This window comes from Delftia sp. GW456-R20, assembly GCF_001622915.1.
In the GTDB taxonomy this organism is placed as follows: domain Bacteria; phylum Pseudomonadota; class Gammaproteobacteria; order Burkholderiales; family Burkholderiaceae_C; genus Comamonas; species Comamonas acidovorans.
Genome location: NZ_LWCN01000004.1, coordinates 1,640,809 through 1,660,957, shown reverse-complemented (window position 1 = coordinate 1,660,957; position 20,149 = coordinate 1,640,809). Strand labels below are relative to the sequence as shown.

Annotated in this window: 16 protein-coding genes; 10 read left to right on the top strand and 6 right to left on the bottom strand. The window is 68.0% G+C overall.

Going from position 1 to position 20,149, the window contains the following annotated elements; translation table 11 throughout:
* Window positions 1-64: 64 nt before the first annotated feature.
* Entirely contained in the window at window positions 65-1,330 is a 1,266-nt protein-coding gene (locus A4F85_RS12800) for a nitrate regulatory protein (RefSeq protein ID WP_063326781.1), read from the bottom strand.
* A gap of 332 nt (window positions 1,331-1,662) precedes the next feature.
* Here A4F85_RS12800 and A4F85_RS12795 point away from each other — a divergent pair, with 332 nt between their 5' ends.
* Both A4F85_RS12795 and tsaD read left to right on the top strand, forming a co-directional pair.
* Window positions 1,663-3,360, top strand: coding sequence for a putative bifunctional diguanylate cyclase/phosphodiesterase (locus A4F85_RS12795; protein ID WP_063326780.1), 1,698 nt, complete (start codon window positions 1,663-1,665; stop codon window positions 3,358-3,360).
* 90 nt (window positions 3,361-3,450) lie between these two features.
* Window positions 3,451-4,491 carry a tRNA (adenosine(37)-N6)-threonylcarbamoyltransferase complex transferase subunit TsaD gene (tsaD, locus tag A4F85_RS12790; RefSeq protein WP_063326779.1) on the top strand — a complete coding sequence of 347 codons (1,041 nt, stop codon included), beginning with the start codon at window positions 3,451-3,453 and terminating at the stop codon, window positions 4,489-4,491.
* Between the two features lie 180 nt (window positions 4,492-4,671).
* On the opposite strand, the gene A4F85_RS12785 is transcribed toward tsaD, so the two are convergent.
* A complete protein-coding gene (locus A4F85_RS12785; protein ID WP_012204301.1) occupies window positions 4,672-5,052 on the bottom strand; it encodes an Hsp20/alpha crystallin family protein in 381 nt (126 codons plus the stop codon).
* Window positions 5,053-5,150: 98 nt separating this feature from the next.
* On the opposite strand from A4F85_RS12785, the gene A4F85_RS12780 reads away from it, so the two are divergent.
* Window positions 5,151-6,461, top strand: coding sequence for a branched-chain amino acid ABC transporter substrate-binding protein (locus A4F85_RS12780; protein ID WP_063326778.1), 1,311 nt, complete (start codon window positions 5,151-5,153; stop codon window positions 6,459-6,461).
* Window positions 6,462-6,488: 27 nt separating this feature from the next.
* Here A4F85_RS12780 and mltB read toward each other — a convergent pair whose 3' ends face one another.
* The 4 genes from mltB to A4F85_RS12760 are packed head-to-tail and all read right to left on the bottom strand — an operon-like array spanning window position 6,489 to window position 11,795.
* Window positions 6,489-7,667, bottom strand: coding sequence for a lytic murein transglycosylase B (gene mltB / locus A4F85_RS12775; RefSeq protein ID WP_063327973.1), 1,179 nt, complete (start codon window positions 7,665-7,667; stop codon window positions 6,489-6,491).
* Window positions 7,664-9,844, bottom strand: coding sequence for a transglutaminase family protein (locus A4F85_RS12770; protein ID WP_063326777.1), 2,181 nt, complete (start codon window positions 9,842-9,844; stop codon window positions 7,664-7,666). The genes mltB and A4F85_RS12770 overlap by 4 nt, the downstream gene beginning before the upstream one ends.
* The gene (locus A4F85_RS12765) at window positions 9,841-10,875 is read right to left on the bottom strand and encodes a DUF58 domain-containing protein (RefSeq protein ID WP_013803464.1); all 1,035 of its coding nucleotides are present in this window, start codon (window positions 10,873-10,875) and stop codon (window positions 9,841-9,843) included. Before A4F85_RS12765 ends, A4F85_RS12770 begins: the two co-directional genes overlap by 4 nt.
* Entirely contained in the window at window positions 10,875-11,795 is a 921-nt protein-coding gene (locus A4F85_RS12760) for an AAA family ATPase (RefSeq protein WP_013803463.1), read from the bottom strand. Before A4F85_RS12760 ends, A4F85_RS12765 begins: the two co-directional genes overlap by 1 nt.
* Before the next feature lie 90 nt (window positions 11,796-11,885).
* On the opposite strand from A4F85_RS12760, the gene A4F85_RS12755 reads away from it, so the two are divergent.
* The 7 genes from A4F85_RS12755 to A4F85_RS12725 all read left to right on the top strand — a co-directional run bounded on the left by A4F85_RS12755 (window position 11,886) and on the right by A4F85_RS12725 (window position 20,090).
* Window positions 11,886-12,791, top strand: a complete 906-nt coding sequence (locus A4F85_RS12755; protein WP_049801441.1) for a histone deacetylase family protein — start codon at window positions 11,886-11,888, stop codon at window positions 12,789-12,791.
* 17 nt (window positions 12,792-12,808) lie between these two features.
* Window positions 12,809-13,618, top strand: coding sequence for an enoyl-CoA hydratase (locus tag A4F85_RS12750; RefSeq protein WP_063326776.1), 810 nt, complete (start codon window positions 12,809-12,811; stop codon window positions 13,616-13,618).
* A gap of 92 nt (window positions 13,619-13,710) precedes the next feature.
* Window positions 13,711-15,000, top strand: coding sequence for a mechanosensitive ion channel family protein (locus A4F85_RS12745; RefSeq protein WP_063326775.1), 1,290 nt, complete (start codon window positions 13,711-13,713; stop codon window positions 14,998-15,000).
* Window positions 15,001-15,209: 209 nt separating this feature from the next.
* Window positions 15,210-15,959: an electron transfer flavoprotein subunit beta/FixA family protein gene (locus tag A4F85_RS12740; protein ID WP_046239651.1), complete on the top strand. Its 750-nt coding sequence runs from the start codon at window positions 15,210-15,212 to the stop codon at window positions 15,957-15,959.
* A 13-nt stretch (window positions 15,960-15,972) separates the two neighbouring features.
* Window positions 15,973-16,905 (top strand): electron transfer flavoprotein subunit alpha/FixB family protein, encoded by a 933-nt coding sequence (locus tag A4F85_RS12735; RefSeq protein ID WP_013803459.1) that lies wholly within the window; start codon window positions 15,973-15,975, stop codon window positions 16,903-16,905.
* A 154-nt stretch (window positions 16,906-17,059) separates the two neighbouring features.
* Entirely contained in the window at window positions 17,060-18,202 is a 1,143-nt protein-coding gene (locus tag A4F85_RS12730) for an ABC transporter substrate-binding protein (RefSeq protein ID WP_063326774.1), read from the top strand.
* Between the two features lie 97 nt (window positions 18,203-18,299).
* Window positions 18,300-20,090: an acyl-CoA dehydrogenase gene (locus A4F85_RS12725; protein ID WP_013803457.1), complete on the top strand. Its 1,791-nt coding sequence runs from the start codon at window positions 18,300-18,302 to the stop codon at window positions 20,088-20,090.
* Window positions 20,091-20,149: the final 59 nt, after the last annotated feature.

Sequence of the window (20,149 nt, the reverse complement as noted above, 5' to 3'; positions counted from 1 at the left end):
TCTGGTGCGTTCCATGGCACCAAGTCGGTGCTGCACTGCAGCATGGCTCGCACCGGCCCGGCGTTCAAGGCGCAGGCGGCAGGAGATCGGCCATGGAAAGCACGGCCTGCGCCACATCGGCCAGGCGGCGGTTCTGGTTCATGGCGGTCTGGCGCAGCAGCTTGTGGGCCTCGCCTTCGCTGAGCTGGCGCCGCGCCATCAGCAGGCCCTTGGCGCGTTCCAGCAGCTTGCGCTCCGTGAGCGTGGCGCGCACGGTCTCCAGCTCGGCCTGCATGGCCTGCAGGCGCTGCGACTGGTCCTGCACCAGGTCCATCACGGAACGGTCCAATTGCGGCCCCAGCCGTGCAGCCGGCGGCTGCAGCTCGCCCGGCGCCAGCGTGGCCGAGACCGGCGTGGTCGCCAATGCCTGCGGCGCCTGCAGCAGCGTCTGCAGGGCGGCGCGGGCATCGGCAATGCGGTGCTGGCATTGCTGCTGCAGCTCGGCCGTCAGGCGGGCCTCGACGGTCTGCAGCGCGTCCATGCGCTGCGAGCAGCTGTCGAACCAGGGCTCGGCCATCTCCACGGACAAAGGCGCGCCCGCCGCGGCCGTGCAGCCCACGCGGCGCAGCCGCTCGATCACGGCCAGCGTGGCGTCGGCCGCGCTGCTTTCTTGCCACAGGGCCAGGGAATGGGGCGGCGCGAACTCCGCAAAGACCTGAAAGCAGCGCTCCTGCGAGGCGATCAGGTGCAGCCAGTGCTGCTGGCGCGGCGCATCGCTCACGCCCGCGCCGAACGCCGCCACGCCCGTGGCGCGCTCCTGGCCCGCGAACTCCTTGCCCTGCATGAAGTTGAACAAGGCCACCAGCAGGCGCGAGATGCCGGGCTCGGGCGCGCTGTCCGCCGCCTCGAAGACCACGGCCAGCAGGCCGGCCACCAGATCGATATAGAGGGCCGTGGCCGCCTCCGGCGACAGCGTGCGGCTGGCGACGCGCTCGCGCAGCGCGGGCAGGGCGTCCAGGCACTGCAGCACATGGGCGATGCGGCTGAACAGCCGCGCGCCATGGCCGGGGTGGCCGGTGAGTCCCCCACCGCCGGGCTGCATGTCCACCCGCTCGAAGCCGTCGCGCGCCGCAGCGGCCATGCGGTCGCACTCGGCCATCTGCGCCAGCCGTGCCGGGCCGCCGCGCGCGCCTGCGCTGGCCAGAAACACGTTGGACAGGCCGCGCTCCTTTTGCAGCGCATGGATGAGGCGGCTGAGCAGATCCACCAGGGCGCTGGTGCGCTGCAGTTGCTCCAGCTCGCCGATTTCGCACTGCCGCGCGGCCACAAGAAAGTTGAGAGCGGTTTTCATGGGGGGCTTGGTCCTGTCTGCCTGCCTTGATGCAGTTTGCCTTCGTGCAAGGGACCTGGATGCAATTCCCATGCCGGGGGCGTCGCGCGGTGCTTGCATGGGCACGGGATCGATGATTTGATAGAATTTTTTTAATGATTTGAAATTTTCGATACACAAACTGACGTGTAAGCGTGTCGAATGTTTGCAAAGCGAATGGGGCGGTTTTTCAAGAAAAGCCCCGTTCATCCGGCGCACATGGCAACGCAGACCACGGCATTGGGCTGCGCAATGCGGCAGTGAGGCTGAATCGGCATGAGTTTGAAATATCACGAGAAGATCGGTTTTTCCCCATGCATTCGCTGTTCCTGACCGAGGGGGTGTCCCGGTGGATACTTGCGCGCTGGCGCGGCCCGACATTTGCGTGCTGGCTGGCTTCGCTGCTGCCCTGCATGGTGCAGGGTCAGGTGCCTGCGGCTGCCCCGGATGGCGTCGCGTCGGCGCAATTGGCCGATGAGGGCGTCTGGTTCGCTGGATGGCATGCCCTCGGCCCGTGGGGTGCCGGTGCGTTCGTGGCCTTCCTGCTGGTGTGCTCGGTGCTCTACATCCGCATGCGCTGCAAGGCGCAGCGCCTGACGCAGTCGCTCAAGCAGAGCAATGAGAAATTGCTGCGCGCCAATGTGAAGCTCAAGCGCATCGCCTTCCGGGACCCGTTGACCGGTACGGCCAACCGGGCGCTGTTCGAGTACCGGCTGGGCCGCACGATTGCGCGCGCCGACAGCTCGGTGGAGCAGCCGGGGCCCTGCGGCCCGGTGCGCGTGGGCCTGCTGTACATCGACCTGGATGGATTCAAGCCCATCAACGATGTGGAAGGCCATGCCGCCGGTGATGCGCTGCTGTGCCAGGTGGCCGTGCGTCTGGGCCATATGACGCGCAAATCGGACACGCTGGCGCGCGTGGGTGGCGACGAGTTCGTGCTGCTGCTGGGCTGCCTGGCTTCGGTGGACGACGCCGTGGCCATGGCAGGCCGCGTGCAGAAGGCCTTGAGCCAGCCGTTCGACCTGCCAGGAAAAGCGGTCTCCATCAGCAGCTCCATCGGCGTGGCCATCTATCCCGACCATGGCAAGAAGGAAAAGCTCATGGCGGCGGCCGATGCCGCCATGTACACGGCCAAGCGTGCCGGCGGGAACACCTACGCCATCTTCAAGGAAAGCATGCGCCAGGGCGTGGCCGCGCAGTTCGACCTGCAGCAGGCCCTGCGCCGCGCCGTGGCCAGCCAGCAGCTGGTGCTGTTCTATCAGCCCAAGATCGATACCCGCACGGGCCGCATCCGCAGCGTGGAGGCGCTGGCGCGCTGGAACCACCCGCAGTTCGGCCTGATCAGTCCCCGTGTGTTCATCCCGCTGGCCGAGCGCTTCGGCCTGATCAGCGAGATCGGCGACTGGGTCATCGACGAGGCCTGCCGCCAGACCGCGCAATGGGCGCGCGAGCGGCGCTTCATGCGGGTGTCCATCAATATCTCGGGCTACCAGCTCTTTCAGACGCGGCTGGCGCAGTTCATCGCCGAGGCGATCGCAAGGCACCACATCCGGCCCGAGCAACTGGTCTTCGAGATCACCGAGTCCGTGGCCATGGAGGACGACAAGACCACCATGGCCGTGATTGCCGAACTCACGGGCATGGGCGTGCAGATCTCCATCGACGACTTCGGCACCGGCTACTCCAGCCTGGCCCTGCTGCGCCAGCTGTGCGCCGACGAGGTGAAGATCGACCGCAGCTTTGTGCGCGACGTGGCCCTCAAGAGCGATGCGCGGGCGGTGGTCGATGCCATCGTGCGCCTGGCCCATGCGCTGGAGCTGCGCGTGGTGGCCGAAGGCGTGACCAACCAGCAGCAGCGCGAAGTGCTGCAGGCGCTGGGCTGCGACGAGCTGCAGGGCTTTTACTTTGCCCGCCCCATGGATGCCCAGGCACTGATCGCCAGCGAAATCTGGACCTCCGACGGCTTCGAGCCCGTGCGGTTCTCGCGCTCTTCCTACATAGACAACCTGTAGCGGAGCGCCGGCCGTGCAACTGCCCGCCTGCCAGGGGCCATTGATGCCGGTGGCCGTGCGCCGCGCCCGCAGGTTCTACACTTCAGCCCCATGAGTTTGCTGATTCTGGGGATCGAATCCTCCTGCGATGAAACCGGCGTGGCCCTGGTCGAGGCCCCCGATGGCACGGGCGTGCCCACGCTGCTGTCCCATGCGCTGCACAGCCAGATCGACATGCACCGCGCCTACGGCGGCGTGGTGCCCGAGCTGGCCAGCCGGGACCACATCCGCCGCGTGCTGCCGCTGACCGAAAACGTGCTGGGCGAGTCCGGCCGCACGCTGGACCAGGTCGATGTGATCGCCTTCACGCGCGGCCCCGGCCTGGCCGGCGCGCTGCTGGTGGGCGCGGGCGTGGCCTGCGCCATGGCTGCGGCATTGAACAAGCCCGTGCTGGGCGTGCACCACCTGGAAGGCCATCTGCTGTCGCCCTTCCTGAGCGCCGATCCCCCCGAATTCCCCTTCGTGGCCCTGCTGGTCTCGGGTGGCCACACGCAGCTGATGCGCGTGGACGGCGTGGGCAGCTACGCCATCCTGGGCGAGACCATCGATGACGCGGCCGGCGAGGCCTTCGACAAATCGGCCAAGCTCATGGGCCTGCCCTATCCGGGCGGTCCCGTGCTCTCGCGCCTGGCCGAAGGCGGCGATGCCCAGGCCTTCAAGCTGCCCCGACCGCTGCTGCATTCGGGCGACCTGGACTTCTCCTTCGCCGGCCTGAAGACGGCCGTGCTGACCCAGGCGAAGAAGCTGGGCGATGACCTGGAGGCGCGCAAGGCCGACCTGGCCGCCAGCACGCAGGCCGCCATCGTCGAGGTGCTGGTCAAGAAGACCCTGGCCGCGCTGCAGCAGACCGGCATGAAGCGCGTGGTCGTGGCCGGCGGCGTGGGTGCCAACCGGCTGCTGCGCTCGCAGCTGGATGCCGCCTGCGCCAAGCGCAAGCTGCGCGTGCACTACCCCGAGCTGCACCTGTGCACCGACAACGGCGCCATGATCGCCATGGCCGCCGCCATGCGCCTGCAGGCGGGCCGGGAGGTGGCCAACAGGCACTACGCCTTCGACGTCAAGCCGCGCTGGCCGCTCGATTCGCTGGCCTGATTCTTCGGCCGCCTCTGCCTTCCCCATCGCCGCGCTGTGCGGCGGGGCACCTGTGATGCGCAGCCTGCGCACAAAAAAAGCCCGGCATGTGCCGGGCTTTGAAAACGGGCTGTCACCTTGCTAAGAGGAGGGAAGAAAGGATTGGTTGACAGCCCGGGTGCACAAACTCGATGACCGGATTTACTGGATGCTCAGCGTGGTGGCCTTGCTCTGCGGTTCCAGGCGGGCCAGGGACAGCGTGAGCACGCCGTTTTCCAGCTTTGCGCTGCTGGCGGCAGTGTCGATCTCATGGTCCAGCTCCCAGGCGCGCTGCACCTGGCGGGGCGCACCCTCGACGCTGGACAGACGGACCACGGCGCCCTCAATGCTCAGCTGCAGCTGCTCGCGGGACAGGCCGGGCACATCCAGCTGCAGCGTCGTGGCCTTTTCATCGCGCTGCACCTGCACCGACGAGGGGGAGGGGGCGGCGTTGCCCAGGGTGCCTTGCAGGAAGCGCTGCAGGGCCAGATCGGCGGCTTGGGGGTTGAAGGCGTTGCGGCGGAGAACAGGCGAGAAGATCATGGTGAAGTGGCTCCTATAAACTGCGCGGCTTCATCGAAGTTGTCGCCGCATGGAGCGTAGTTGAGCGGCGTTGAACGCATTTCAAGAGGGAAAAAGCCATGAATAAATTGCGCCGCAAGGTCTTGAAAAGCGGTGCCATGGCGCTATTTGCGGCGCCCGCGCTGGCGGCCCTGGCCGCAAACGAACGCGGACAGCCAGTGCCCCCGCCGCGCGGCGAGCCCATACGGCTGGCGCTGATCGAAAGCCTGTCCGGCCCCTTTGCCAACACGGGCGAGGCCGTGTTCCGCAACCTGCTGTGGGCCACCGAGCGCGTGAATGCGCGCGGCGGTGTGCCACTGCCGGCCGCGCAGGGCGGCGCCCGGCCCCTGGCCATCGAACGCCATGACAGCAAGGGCCAGAACGAGGAGGCGTTGTCCGCGCTGCGCGCAGCCATCGACGGCGGTGCGCGCGTGGTCATGCAGGGCAATTCTTCGGCCGTGGCCGCCGTGCTGGTCGATGCCATTGCCAAGCACAACGAGCGCGATCCGGCCCGGCGCGTGCTGTACCTGAACTACTCGGCCGTCGATCCCGCGCTCACCAACGAGCGCTGCAGCTTCTGGCACTTTCGCTTCGACGCCCATGCCGACATGCGCATGGCCGCGCTGATGCAGGTGCTGCGCGAGGACGCGGCCGTGCGCAGCGCCTACCTGATCGGGCAGGACTACAGCTTTGGCCAGGCCGTGCTGCGCGAGGCACGGCGCCAGCTGGCCGCGCAGCGGCCCGATGTGGCCATCGTGGGCGACGAGCTGCACCCCGTGGGCCGCGTCAAGGACTTTGCGCCCTATGCCGCCAAGATCAAGGCCAGCGGCGCCCAGGCCGTGATCACAGGCAACTGGGGCAACGATCTGATGCTGCTGGTCAAGGCCGCGCGGGAGGCGGGTTTTGACGGCCGCTTCTACACCTTCTACGGCAATGCGCTGGGTGCGCCAGCCGCTTTAGGCGAGGCCGGCGTGGGCAAGGTGCTGGCCGTGGCCGACTGGCTGCCCAACGTGCCGGGCCCCGACAGCCAGGCCTTCTACAAGGCATTCCGCGAGCGCTTTCCCAGGCCTGCCGATGACTATGTGCACATGCGCATGCAGCTGATGATCGAGGCCCTGGCCCAGTCCATGGCGCGTGCGGGCAGCACCGACACGGTGGCCGTGGCGCAGGCGCTGGAAGGCGCCGAGGTGGCGCTGGCCGGGCGCAAGGGCCGCATGCGCGCGGCCGACCACCAGTTCCAGCAGGCGCTGGTGGTCGGTGTCATGGACAGGCAGGGCGCGCCCGGCGTGCCCTTCGATGTGGAGGGCTCGGGCTACGGCTTCCGCGTGGTGCGAGAGATCGAGGCGGCGCGTGCCGAGCAGCCTGCGATGTGCCGCATGCGCCGTCCCTGACGGCCTCGACGGTTTGGATGGCCCGGATCAGCGGCCCATGGCCGCAGCGACTTCCTGGCCCAGTTCGATCACTGACAGCGCGTAGTAGCTGGACCAGTTGTAGCGCGTGATGGCATAGAAGTTCTCGGTGCCCGCGATGTACAGCGGCTGGCCCTGCGCGCCGTTTTCCAGCTTGACCAGGGCCAGCGGCCCTTGATGCGCCGCGCCGCTGCCCGGCAGTTGCACGCCGCGCGCAGCCATCTCGTCGGCCGTGAACTGGGGCAGGATGTCGGGCGCCAGCAGGGCGGCCAGGTCGGCGCCCTGGGCTTGCATGATCACAGGGTAGTGGGTGGGCATGCCGCTTTTCCAGCCATGCGCGACAAAGTAGTTGGCCACCGAGCCGATGGCGTCGGCCGCGCTGCCGAACAGGTCGATGCGGTCGTCGCCGTCGAAGTCCACCGCCCACTTCACCCAGCTGCTGGGCATGAACTGGCCCATGCCCATGGCGCCCGCGTAGCTGCCGCGCAGCGAGAACGGGTCCGTTGCGGCGCGGTGCGTGAAGCGCAGGAACTGCTCCAGCTCGCCGCGGAAGTACTCGGTGCGTGCCTGCGCTCGGGGGTGGGCTGCGGGGAAGTCGAAGCTCAGCGTGGCCAGGGCGTCGATCACGCGGAAATTGCCCATCTGCTGGCCGTAGATGGTCTCCACGCCGATGATGCCGACGATGATTTCGGCCGGCACGCCGTACTGCTTTTCGGCACGCGCCAGCGCGGCGGCATTGGCCTGCCAAAAGCGGGTTCCGGCGCGTATGCGCACGGGCTCGACAAAGCGGCTGCGGTAGACGCCCCAGTTCTTGGCCGTGCCCTGGGCAGCCGGCGTCATCAGGCGGGGAACCTGGGGCAGAAAGCGCGCCTGGGCGATGGTGTCGCGCACCCAGTCCACCGGCAGGTCGTGGCGCATCGCAATGTCGGCGGCCATTTGCATGGCATCAGGCCGTTCTCCGTAGGGGGTGCTGCCCTGCACGGTCCTGGCCACGGCGGCGCCGCCTGCCGCCGTGGCGGCGGCAGCAGCGGCCGTGCGCTTTTTCGTGGAAGGTTTGGCCGTGGACTTGGTGGCAGTCTTGGCTGCGCCGGTCTGGGCGGGCGCCGGCTTGCTGGCCAGCGCGCCGCAGGGCAGGGCGGCGGCCGCGAGCAGCAGCAGGGCGGAGGGGATCAGTCGTTGCTTGGTCATGGTGTGCTTGTCGTGGGGCCGGCAGCGGCGGCTTGTGGCCGTGGCTGCGGAGTGCGTGGCCAGTCCAGCGCCCGCCATTGGCGTCGCAGGGCGGGCAGGCCGGGGGTATCGGGTGCGGAATTGGGTGCGGACTGGGGTGCGGATCGGGGGACGGATTGGGGGGCGCGTGCGTAGCGCTGGCGCTCCATGTCCAAAAGCCAGTCGTGCAGGGCCTTGGCGGCCGTGGCGTCGTCCTGGCCCCAGCGGTCCATGACCTGGGCTGCCAGCGCGCGCGGGGGCAGGCTGGCATCGGCATCCAGGCCGATGCGGCGCAGCCGGGCGCGGGTCTTGTCCATCAGGCGCAGCCATTCATCGCGGCTGCTGCGCTGGGCGCGGGCCATCCAGGCCAGCCAGGCCAGTGCGGCCACGCCGGCCAGTGCGCCCAGCAGGCGCAGCATGTCCACCCACGACGGCGACTGCACGCCCAGGTTCTTGAGCAGGTCCAGCTGGCGGCTTTGCGTGTAGTTCAGCACCCACTGGTTCCAGCCGTTGTTGACGGCCTCCCACACGGCGCGCATCTGCTGCAGCATGCCCACGCCCACGAAGTTGCCCACGGCGCCCGCAATGGCACCCTGGGGGGCGCGCAGGCGCTGGAACTCGCCCACGCGCGACGGGGCCACGGCGCCGGTGGGGTCGATGCGCACCCAGCCCTCGTCCGCCAGCCAGACCTCGGTCCAGGCGTGGGCGTCGGCGTTGCGCACGGTCCAGTAGCCATCGACAGGGTTGCGCTCGCCGCCCTGGTAGCCGGTGACGATGCGGGCAGGCACGCCCATGCCGCGCATCAGCACGGCGAAGGCCGAGGCGATGTGCTCGCAGAATCCCTCTTTGCTGTCGAACCAGAAGTCATCGGCCGTGTGCACGCTGTCCACCACGCCGGGCTCCAGCGTGTAGGTGTAGCCTCCCGTGCGCAGGCGCGCCAGCGCGGCCTGTACCCAGGCGCGGGGCGGGGCGTCGGCCAGTTGCGGGTCGGCGCGCATCTGCCGGGCCAGCGCCAGCGTGCGCGGGTTGCTGCCTTCGGGCAGCTGGGTGTAGCGGCGCAGGGCGCGCGTGGGCTGCAGCGGCCCGTAGCTGAACTGCACATGGCTTTGGGCGCTGATGCGCACCACGTCGATGATGGGGCGCCAGGCCAGCCATTGCAGCTGGGGCGTCATGCGGGCGCTGCCCATGCCCGGGGGGAGCTCGGGAGCCTTGGCCGCGGCGTCCAGCAGGGGCAGCCAGGGGCGGCGGCTGGGCTCGATGGTCATCTGGTAGCTCACGCCCTCGCCGGAGACGCGCAACTGCGCGTCCTCCAGAACGGCCTCCGTGTCCATCTGCCATTCCTGTCCGTCAAAGCGCGACAGAACGGGCCCCCGGAAATACAGGGTGTTGGCAGGCGGAGGCGCACCATCGGGCGTATCGAAGCGCAGGCGCAGGGCCACGTTTTCGTCCAGCACCAGCGAGGCCATGGAGCCCACGCGCATGTTTTCCGACAGGCCGCTGCGGCCGGCCAGGTCGTTGCTGGGCACACCCCACAGCGGCGCCATGCGCGGGAAGAACAGGAACAGCGCCACCATCACCGGCGTACCCCACAGCGCCAGCAGGGCTGCCGTGCGCAGCGCCTGCGTCAGCGGCGGGCGGCCGGCGGTCATGTGGGCATTGACCAGGGCCGTGAGCAGGCCCAGCAGGCCCAGCACCATGGCCAGGGCCAGCAGCAGGGACTGCGAGTAGAAGAAGTTGGCCAGCAGCGCGAAGAAGCCCAGGAAGAACACCACCATGGCATCGCGCCGGGCGCGCAGCTCCAGCGTCTTGAGCGCCAGCAGCAGCACGATCAGGGTCACGCCCGCATCGCGCCCGATAAAGGTGCCATGCGAGACCCAGGTGGCGCCCACGGCCAGCAGCAGCAATCCACCCAGCACCCAGCGGCCGGGCAGGGGCTGGCCGCGCCAGGCCAGCAGGCCGCGCCACAGCAGCAGGCCGGCCACGAAGACCATGGTCCACCAGGGCGTGTGGGCGGCCTGGGGCATCAGCACCCAGGCGACCACGGCCAGCAGGAACAGGGTGTCGCGCGCATCGCGCGGCAGGGCGGCCAGGCGCTGGCGCCAGGGGGCCGCGGGCTGCGCAATGGCTTGGAAGGAGGAGGGCATGGACGTGCGATTCATGGGCAGGCCGCCAGGGCTTCCAGGCATAGCGTGGCGTGGGCCGCGCCCTGGTCGGGGGCGATCTCGCGGCCGTCGGGCAGGCGCAGGCCCCAGGTCAGGTCCTGCTGGCGCGCGACCAGCACCCAGGCGGTCAGGCGGCTGAGGCGGGCCTCGGGGTCGGCCAGACCGGTGGCCTTGGCGTCCAGCCACAGGCGGTGCTGCTGGGACAGCGGGCGGTCGCGGCTCACCAGTTGGTCACTGCCCGTGGCAAAGGCCTGGGCAGCCTTTTTCCAGACCACCAGCTTGAGCGCATCACCGCGCCGGTAGGCACGCACGCCATCGAACTCGTCGCCGTGGCGCGTGGAGGCCGCGCTGCGGCCGCCGGCATCGGCACTGGCCGCAGGCAGGGGCGGGGGATTGTGTTCGGGCGCCGGGTAGATCCAGGCCTGGGTCTGCGCGCGCCACAGCGCCCAGACGCGGAAGGTGCCCAGCGGGTAGCGCGTGGCCGCCGTGATCGTGGGCAGCGATTGCAGGCCCCTGCGCAGTGGCGTGAAAGCCAGTTGCGCCGTGGTGCTGCCCTGTGCCGGGACATCGATCCACGTCCAGTCGGTGGCCGCTGCATCGCCCTGCACGGCAAGGCCTATGCCCCAACGCGTGCTGCGGCGTGCGTTGTGCAGCACCACGTCGAAGCGGCAGGGCCGGCCGGCAAAGCTGCCGGCCGGCGGCAGCAGGTGCAGCGCCAGGCCGCGCAGATTGCCGTGGCCGACCACCATGCCCGCTGCCGCGCTGCCGGCCAGCAGGAACGTCAGCAGATAACCCAGGTTGAGCTGGTAGTTGATGGCGGCCACCAGCAGCACGCACAGCGTCAGCGCCAGGGCCCAGCCTGCACGCGACGGCATGATGTAGACATTGCGCTGGGTCAGCTTCAGGCTGTCCGTGCGGGGCAGGCGGGCATGCCACCACTGGCGCACGCGCCGCGCGGGAGACCAGCGCTGGCGCAGCGATGCCCCCGGCTGGGGGGCGCCGGGCGAAGACGCGGGGGCGGCCGGCATCAGCGCAGCGCCACGGCGTCCAGCATGGCGCGCACCTGCTCCACGGCGCCCCGGCCGCTGGAGCCTATCGGCACCAGGCGGTGGGCCGCCGTCTGCGGCAGGATGGCCTGCACATCGTCGGGCGCCACATAGTCGCGCCCTTCCATCAGGGCCACGGCCCGGGCCGCGCGCAGCAGCGCAATGCCCGCGCGAGGCGACAGGCCCTGCACGAACCACTGGCCCGAGCGCGTGGCTTCCAGCAGGTCCTGCACATAGTCGAGCAGGGCATCGCTGGCATGCACCTGCAGCACGGCTGCCTGCAGATCCTGCAGCTCCTGCGTGGTCAGCAGCGGTGCCAGCGCGTCGGCCTGGGCGCGCCGGCCATTGCCGGACAGCAGGGATCGCTCGGCCGCGCGGTCGGGATAGCCCAGGCTGATGCGCATCAGAAAGCGGTCCAGCTGGCTTTCGGGCAGCGGGAAGGTGCCCAGCTGTTCCTGCGGGTTCTGGGTGGCGATCACGAAGAAGGGCTCGGGCAGGCGGTGCGTGCGGCCCTCTGCCGAGACCTGTCGCTCCTCCATGGCTTCGAGCAGGGCGCTCTGCGTCTTGGGGCTGGCGCGGTTGATCTCGTCGGCCAGCAGCACCTGGGCGAAAACGGGGCCCGGGTGGAAGACAAAGGTCTCGCTGGCGCGCTCGTAGATGGACACGCCGGTGAGGTCGCTGGGCATGAGGTCGGCCGTGAACTGCACGCGCGAGAACTGCAGCCCGAAGCTGTGTGCCAGCGCATGCGCCAGCGTGGTCTTGCCCACGCCGGGAACGTCTTCCAGCAGCAGGTGTCCCCCGGCCAGCAGGCAGGCCACACTGTCGCGGACCTGAGCCGGTTTCCCTACAACCACCGTGTTAAGCTGATCCAGAAGCGCCTTGATCTTGTGTGTTGCTTGCATGGCGCGACGTTATCCTAAAAAAAACATCGCGGAGACATCACTGTGGGCAAGACGGGTTATTTCACCCATAGGGAGTGCTGGCGGCATGAGATGGGGCCGGGGCACCCGGAATGCCCGGCCCGGCTCGACGCCATCGAGGACCGGCTGCTGGTGACCGGCGTGGCCGATGCGCTGGAGCGGCACGAGGCTCCCCAGGCCTCGCTGGCCGACATCGAACTGGCCCATGACCGCATGCATGTGGCCGCGCTGCAGGGCCTGACACAGCGCCTGGTCGAGGAGCAGCAGGCCGGCGGCCCCGAGTACTCCCAGATCGACACCGACACCTCCATCAACAGCCACACCTTCTCGGCCGCCCTGCATGCGGCCGGCGCCGCGCTGGCGGCCACCGATGCGGTGATGGCCGGCGAACTGGAGAACGCCTTCTGCGCCGTGCGCCCTCCGGGCCACCATGCCACGCGCCACCAGGCCATGGGCTTTTGCTTCTTCAACAACGTGGCCGTGGGCGTGAAGTACGCGCTCAGCCGCCACCACCTCAAGCGCGTGGCCGTGATCGATTTCGACGTGCACCACGGCAATGGCACGGAGGACATCCTCTCCGGCGACGACCGCGTGCTCATGTGCGGCATCTTCCAGCACCCCTTCTATCCCTTCAGCGGCGACCAGCACCCGGCCGCCAACATGGTCAACGTGCCAGTGGCCGCCTATACCAAGGGCATGGACATCCGCGAGATTGTCGAGATGATGTGGATTCCGCGCCTGGAGGCCTTCAAGCCCGAGCTGATCTTCATCAGCGCCGGCTTCGACGCCCACCGCGAGGACGACATGGGCCAGCTGGGCATGACCGAGCAGGACTTCACCTGGATCACCTCGCGCATCAAGGACATCGCGCGGCGCTTTTCCAAGGGGCGCATCGTCTCCTGCCTGGAAGGCGGCTATGTGATGGGGCCGCTTGCGCGCAGCGTGGAAGCGCACGTGCGCGTGCTGGCCGACCTCTGAACCGGATCTGGAGCACCATGAACGCGAGCACCCATCCTTCTGAAGCCAGCCCCCTGCTCGACGTGCAGCGCGACGCGCGCGGCGTCGTGCGCCTCACGCTCAACGACCCGCAGCGCTTCAATGCCCTGGGAGAGCAGATGCTCACGCAGCTGCAGCAGGCGCTGGATGACGTGGCGCGCGACGAGTCCGTGCGCGTGGTCGTGCTGGCTGCGGCCGGCAAGGCCTTTTGCGCGGGGCACAACCTCAAGGACATGGCGGCCCATCCGCAGCTGGACTACTACCAGAAGCTGTTCGCCCAGTGCAGCCGCATGATGCTGTCCATCCACCGGCTGCCCGTTCCCGTGATCGCGCGCGTGCACGGCATTGCCACGGCGGCAGGCTGCCAGCTCGTGGCCCAGTGCGATCTGGCCGTTGCTGCGCAGGCGGCACGCTTTGCCACCAGCGGCATCCACTATGGCCTGTTCTGCGCCACCCCCAGCGTGCCGCTGGTGCGCAATGTGCCGGCCAAGCAGGCCATGGAGATGCTGCTCACGGGCGACTTCATCGACGCGCAGCAGGCGCTGGAGCAGGGACTGGTCAACCGCGTGGTGGCCGAGGAGGCGCTGGACGATGCCGTCGAGCACTTCGTGCAGTCCATCGTCAGCAAGCCCCGTGCGGCCGTGGCCATGGGCAAGGCCCTGGTCTACCGGCAGCGCGAGATGGGCATCGAGGCGGCCTACCAACTGGCCGCCCAGACCATGGCCGCCAACATGATGGATGCCGACGCCCAGGAGGGCGCCCAGGCCTTCGCCGCCAAGCGCGAACCGGCCTGGAAGACGGGCCACTGACCGACCTGCATGTAGGTCCCGGTCCGGTCGGCCTGTCCTGGATCTGCGCGATGATGGCGACCTGCGCCCTTGCGGCGGAACGGCCCTGACCCATGGACATCTTCGACAAGCTCATCAACGACTTCCAAAGCTCCAGCGCCTGGCTGGAGTTCTCCGTGCTCATCGCCTGCCTGCTGCTGGCCTACGGCGCCATGCGCGGCCTGCATGCGCGCTACGGCCATCTCAACGATGGAAAGCCCTCCGTATGGATAGGCCGCCATGCGCTCGATGGCGCCCTGTTCCCGCTACTGGCGCTGGTGCTGGTCTTCACCAGCCAGGAGATCCTGGCGCGGTTTTCCACGGTGTTCTGGCTGCGCGTGGCCGTGTCGCTGCTGGTGTCCCTGTCGGTGATCCGCTTCGTGGCGCGGGTGCTCAGCCGGACCTTCCCCCACTCCACCGTGGTGCGCCTGATCGAGCGCATCTTCTCCTGGCTGGCCTGGGGCGCGGCCGTGCTGCACAGCATCGGCCTGCTGCCGCAGGTCATGGAGGAGCTGGAGGCCCTGCAGTTCAACATCGGCAAGACGCCGGTCAGCCTGCTCAACCTGATCGAGGGCACGCTGTCGGCGGGCCTGATGATGGTGGCCGTGCTGTGGGTGGCAACGCTGTTCGAGCAGAAGGTCATCAACCAGTGGGTCAGCGACCTGTCCATGCGCAAGGTGGCCATGAACATCACGCGCAGCGTGCTGATCCTGGTGGGGCTGCTGGTGTCGCTGTCCATGGTGGGCGTGGACCTGACGGCGCTGTCCGTCATGGGCGGCGCCATCGGCGTGGGCCTGGGTTTCGGTATGCAGAAGATCGCCTCCAACTACGTCAGCGGCTTTCTGGTGCTGATCGAACGCGCGCTGCGCATCGGCGACAACGTGCGCGTGGATGGCTTCGAGGGCCGTATCACCGACATCCGCACGCGCTACACCATCATCCGCGCGCTCAACGGCCGCGAATCCATCGTGCCCAACGAGACGCTGATCACCCAGCGTGTGGAGAACCTCACCGGATTCGACGTCAAGTTCGGCCTGTCCACCAACATCGTCGTGGGCATGGACAGCGATGTGGAGCAGGTGCGCGGCATCCTGCTCGAAGCCGCAGCCGCGCAGCCGCGCGTGCTCAAGACGCCCGCGCCTTCGGTGGCTCTGGTCGACTTCGTCGAGCAGGGTCTGCAGTTCAGTCTCAGCTACTACATCAACGACCCGCAAAATGGCCAGGGCAATGTGCGCTCCGAGGTGAACCTCGCCGTGCTGCGCGGCCTGCGTGCGGCGGGCGTGAGCCTGCCGGTCCCCAAGCAGGTGGTACAGATCACCGAACGCGGGGGCGTGGTGGCTCAGGCGGCAGAGAAAAGCAGCTAGGATTATTCCTAGGTGCATACCCTGAGTTCAGGCTGTTCCCCCGCAGGAAATCTCAAGGGTCGTGCTTAAAATGGCACGATCGTTCTTTTTTGTGAGCGCGCATGCGGCCCTCGGCCGTCAGGGAAACCTGCCGCAGCTGCTGCAGCGCCGCATACAATGATTTCGGTTTACGTAAACGTCAATCTATCAATCAATCAGGAGCCGCTGCAATGAAGGTTTTGGTCCCGGTCAAGCGCGTGGTGGACTACAACGTGAAGGTCCGCGTGAAGTCGGACGGCACGGGCGTGGACATCGCCAACGTCAAGATGAGCATGAACCCCTTTGACGAAATCGCCGTCGAAGAAGCCGTTCGCCTCAAGGAAAAGGGCGTGGTCACCGAAGTCATCGCCGTCTCCTGCGGCGTGGCCCAGTGCCAGGAAACCCTGCGCACGGCCATGGCCATCGGTGCCGACCGCGGCATCCTTGTGGAGACCACCGAGGAGCTGCAGCCCCTGGCCGTCGCCAAGCTGCTCAAGGCGCTGGTGGACAAGGAGCAGCCCGGCCTCATCATCCTGGGCAAGCAGGCCATCGACGACGATGCCAACCAGACCGGCCAGATGCTGGCGGCCCTGGCCGACCTGCCGCAAGCCACCTTCGCCTCCAAGGTCGAAGTCGCTGGCGACAAGGTGAATGTCACGCGCGAAGTGGACGGCGGCCTGGAAACCCTGGCCCTTAGCCTGCCGGCCGTCATCACCACCGACCTGCGTCTGAACGAGCCGCGCTACGTCACGCTGCCCAACATCATGAAGGCCAAGAAAAAGCAGCTGGACACGGTCAAGCCTGAAGAGCTGGGCGTGGATGTGGCCCCGCGCCTGAAGACGCTCAAGGTGGCCGAGCCCGCCAAGCGCGGCGCTGGCGTGAAGGTGCCCGATGTGGCGACCCTGGTCAGCAAGCTCAAGAACGAAGCCAAAGTGATCTAAGGAAGACAGCGACATGACATCCCTCGTTATTGCAGAACACGACAACGCTTCCATCAAGAGCGCCACGCTCAACACCGTCACTGCGGCCCTGGCCTGCGGCGGCGACGTGCATGTGCTGGTGGCGGGCGAGAATGCCGGCGCCGCTGCGCAGGCTGCGGCCCAGATCGCTGGCGTGTCCAAGGTCATCCACGCCGATGGCGCCAGCCTGAAGGACGGCCTGGCCGAGAACATTGCGGCTCAGGTGCTGGCAATCGCTTCGAACTACAGCCACATCCTGTTCCCCGCCACCGCCAGCGGCAAGAACGCCGCGCCGCGCGTGGCCGCCAAGCTGGACGTGGCCCAGATCAGCGACATCACCAAGGTGGACAGCGCCGACACCTTCGAGCGCCCCATCTACGCAGGCAACGCCATTGCCACGGTGCAAAGCAGCGACAAGATCAAGGTCATCACCGTGCGCGGCACGGGCTTTGACGCAGCGGCCACCACGGGCGGCAGCGCCCAGGTGGAGCAGCTGGCCGCCGCTGGCGACAACGGCAAGAGCAGCTTCGTGGGCCGCGAGGTCACCAAGAACGACCGCCCGGAACTGACGGCTGCCAAGATCATCGTCTCCGGCGGCCGCGCGCTGGGCAGCAGCGAGAAGTTCCAGGAAGTCATCACACCCCTGGCCGACAAGCTGGGTGCCGCCATCGGCGCTTCGCGCGCAGCGGTGGACGCAGGCTATGCGCCCAATGACCTGCAGGTCGGCCAGACCGGCAAGATCGTGGCGCCGCAGCTGTACATCGCCCTGGGCATCTCGGGCGCCATCCAGCATTTGGCCGGCATGAAGGACTCCAAGGTGATCGTGGCGATCAACAAGGACCCTGAGGCACCGATCTTCTCGGTGGCCGACTACGGCCTGGAGGCCGACCTGTTCCAGGCCGTGCCGGAACTGGTGCAGGCGCTGTAAGCGGCTGAAGCTGAAAAATGAGGGGCACAGGCCCCTCTTTTTCCGTCATGGATTCCGGGATGGTCCGCTGGTCACGGCGCGCACCACCGACTACAACAACGGACTTGGCCGCCAGCCGGTGCTGGCGATGGCATGAACCGAGAGGGAGATTGAAATGAAGATGATGCGCTTGCGCCTGGCCCGCACGGCCGTGGCCTTTGTCTGTGGCGCCATGGCGCTGGCCGCCGAGGCCAATGCCTGGGTGGTGGGGCAGGTGGCACCCATGTCGGGAGCCGGTGCGACGCAGGGCCGTGCCTATGCCCAGGGCATGCGCTTGTACTTCGACCAGATCAACAAGGCCGGCGGCGTGCAGGGGCAGCCCGTGCAACTGGTCACGGTGGACGATGTGGGCCACCCCGAGGAAACCGTGGACAAGACCCGCAAGCTGCTGGACGAGTACAAACCCGTGGTGCTGGCCGGCTACTTCGGCAACCGCAACATGGCGGCGCTGCTGGACAGCAAGCTGCTCGATCAGTCGCAGATCTCCCTCGTGGGCTACCAGAGCACGGACACGCGGGTGCTGAGCAATCCCCAGATCTTCAGCACGCGCGCCAACCTGCCCGAGGAAATGGCCAAGATCGCCTCGCACCTGGCCACCGTGGGCATCACGCGCCTGGCCCTGCTGCATGACGAACGACCGGATGCCAAGGCCGTGGCGGAACTCGTGGACAAGGCGATTGCGCCTTCCAAGGCCAAGCTGGTGGTCAGCGCCTCGCTGAGCACGGGCAAGGGTGCCATGGACAAGGCCGTGTCCCAGTTGCAAAAGGCCCAGCCTTCGGCGCAGGCCGTGATGGTGGTGGCCTCCAGCCCCGTGACCTCGGCCTTTGTCGAGGCGTACCGCATGGCGGGTGGCACGGCCCAGATCTACGCGACGTCCGAAGCCGATATCGAGCAACTGGCCAAGCGCCTGCCCGTGGAGTTCATGAGCGGCCTGTCCATTGCCCAGGTCGTGCCCAGTCCCTACAAGGTGACCATGCGCCTGAACAAGGAGTTCAGGGACGCGGCCACCGCTGCCGGCAAGTCGCTGACCGTGCCGGTCAGCTACGCCATGATGGAAGGCTATGTGAACGCCCGCGTCATCGTGGAGGCCATGCGCCGCACCCAGCCGCTGACGCGCGACAAGCTGGCCGCTTCGCTGCGCGGCCTGGACGCCTTCGATCTGGGCGGCTACTGGGTTACCTATCGTCCGGGCTCGCAGGCGGGCTCGAAATTCGTGGATTTGTCCATCGTCAACGCATCGGGCCGCGTCACGCAATAACGCAGCAATGCAGTAGTGCCGTGGCGGCGTGCCCGCTGTCCCAGGTCGCCGCGCGCTGCGCGCCGGCGGTCCAGGCTCTGTTCAGGAAGGTTCAACAATGACTTACTCGGCTCCCCTCAAAGACATGCTGTTCGCCATGGAGCATCTGGCGCAGATCGACCAGGTGGCGCAGTTGCCCGGTTTCGAGGAGGCTGGCCTGGAGACGGCCCAGGCCGTGCTGGAGGAATGCGCCAAGCTGTGCGAAGGCGTGGTGGCACCGCTGAACCTGCCGGGCGACGTGGCGCCTTCCAGCCTCAAGGACGGCGTGGTCACCACCACGGCGGGCTTCAAGCAGGCCTTTCGCCAGTACGCCGAAGGAGGCTGGCAGGGCCTGCAGCATCCGCAGGATTTTGGCGGCCAGGGCCTGCCCAAGACGATTGGCGCGGCCTGTGTGGAAATGCTCAACAGCGCCAACCTGAGCTTTGCTTTGTGCCCCCTGCTGACCGACGGCGCCATCGAGGCCCTGCTGACGGCGGGCAGCGATGAGCTCAAGGCCACCTATCTCGAGAAGCTGGTGACCGGCGAGTGGACCGGCACCATGAACCTGACCGAGCCCCAGGCCGGCTCCGACCTGGCACTGGTGCGCACCAAGGCCGATCCGCAGCCCGATGGCAGCTACAAGGTCTTCGGCACCAAGATCTTCATCACCTATGGCGAGCACGACATGGCCGAGAACATCGTCCATCTGGTGCTGGCCCGTGTGGCCGGGGCGCCCGAGGGCGTCAAGGGCATCAGCCTGTTCGTGGTGCCCAAGTTCCTGGTCAACAAGGATGGCTCGCTGGGCGCGCGCAACGATGTGCACTGCGTGAGCATCGAGCACAAGATGGGCATCAAGGCCTCGCCCACGGCCGTGCTGCAGTACGGCGACAACGGCGGGGCCATCGGTTACCTGGTTGGCGAGGAAAACCGGGGCCTCGAATACATGTTCATCATGATGAACGCGGCCCGCTACGCCGTGGGCGTGCAGGGCATTGCCGTGGCCGAGCGCGCCTACCAGCACGCCGTGGCCTATGCCCGCGAGCGTGTGCAAAGCCGCCCCGTGGACGGCAGCGTCAAGGCCAGCGCCACCATCATCCACCACCCCGATGTGCGCCGCATGCTCATGACCATGCGCGCCTACACCGAGGGCTGCCGCGCCATGGCGGCCACGGCCGCTGCCGCCTACGATGCGTCCCACCACCATGCCGACGCCCAGGTGCGCGAGGCCAATGCGGCCTTCTATGAATTCATGGTGCCCCTGGTCAAGGGCTACAGCACCGAGATGAGCCTGGAAGTCACCAGCCTGGGCGTGCAGGTGCACGGCGGCATGGGCTTCATCGAGGAGACGGGCGCCGCCCAGTACTACCGCGACGCCAAGATCCTGACCATCTACGAAGGCACGACCGCCATCCAGGCCAATGACCTGGTGGGCCGCAAGACGGCGCGCGATGGCGGCCAGACCGCGCTGGCCATTGCGGGCCAGATCGAGAAGACCGAGGCCGAGCTGGCCGCCAGCGGCACGCCCGAGGCACTGGCCGTGGCCCGCCAACTGGCCGCTGCGCGCCAGGCCTTCGTGGAGGCGGTGCACTTCGTCTCGGGCCAGGCCAAGGCCGAGCCCAATGCCGTGTACGCCGGCAGCGTTCCCTACCTGATGCTGGCGGGCAACCTCGTCGCAGGCTGGCAGATGGGCCGCGCCCTGCTGGTGGCCGAGCAGCTGTTGCACAAGGGACAGGACGAGGCCTTCATGCGCGCGAAGATTGCGACGGCGCGCTTTTATGCCGAGCACATCCTCGTCAAGGCAGCGGGCCTGCGCGATGCCATCGTGCACGGCGGCGACAGCGTGATGGCTCTGCCCATGGACGCCTTCTGACCCGGCGCTTGTGCACGGCACAACGCAGACAAAGATACCGAGAACCAACGGAGACAACG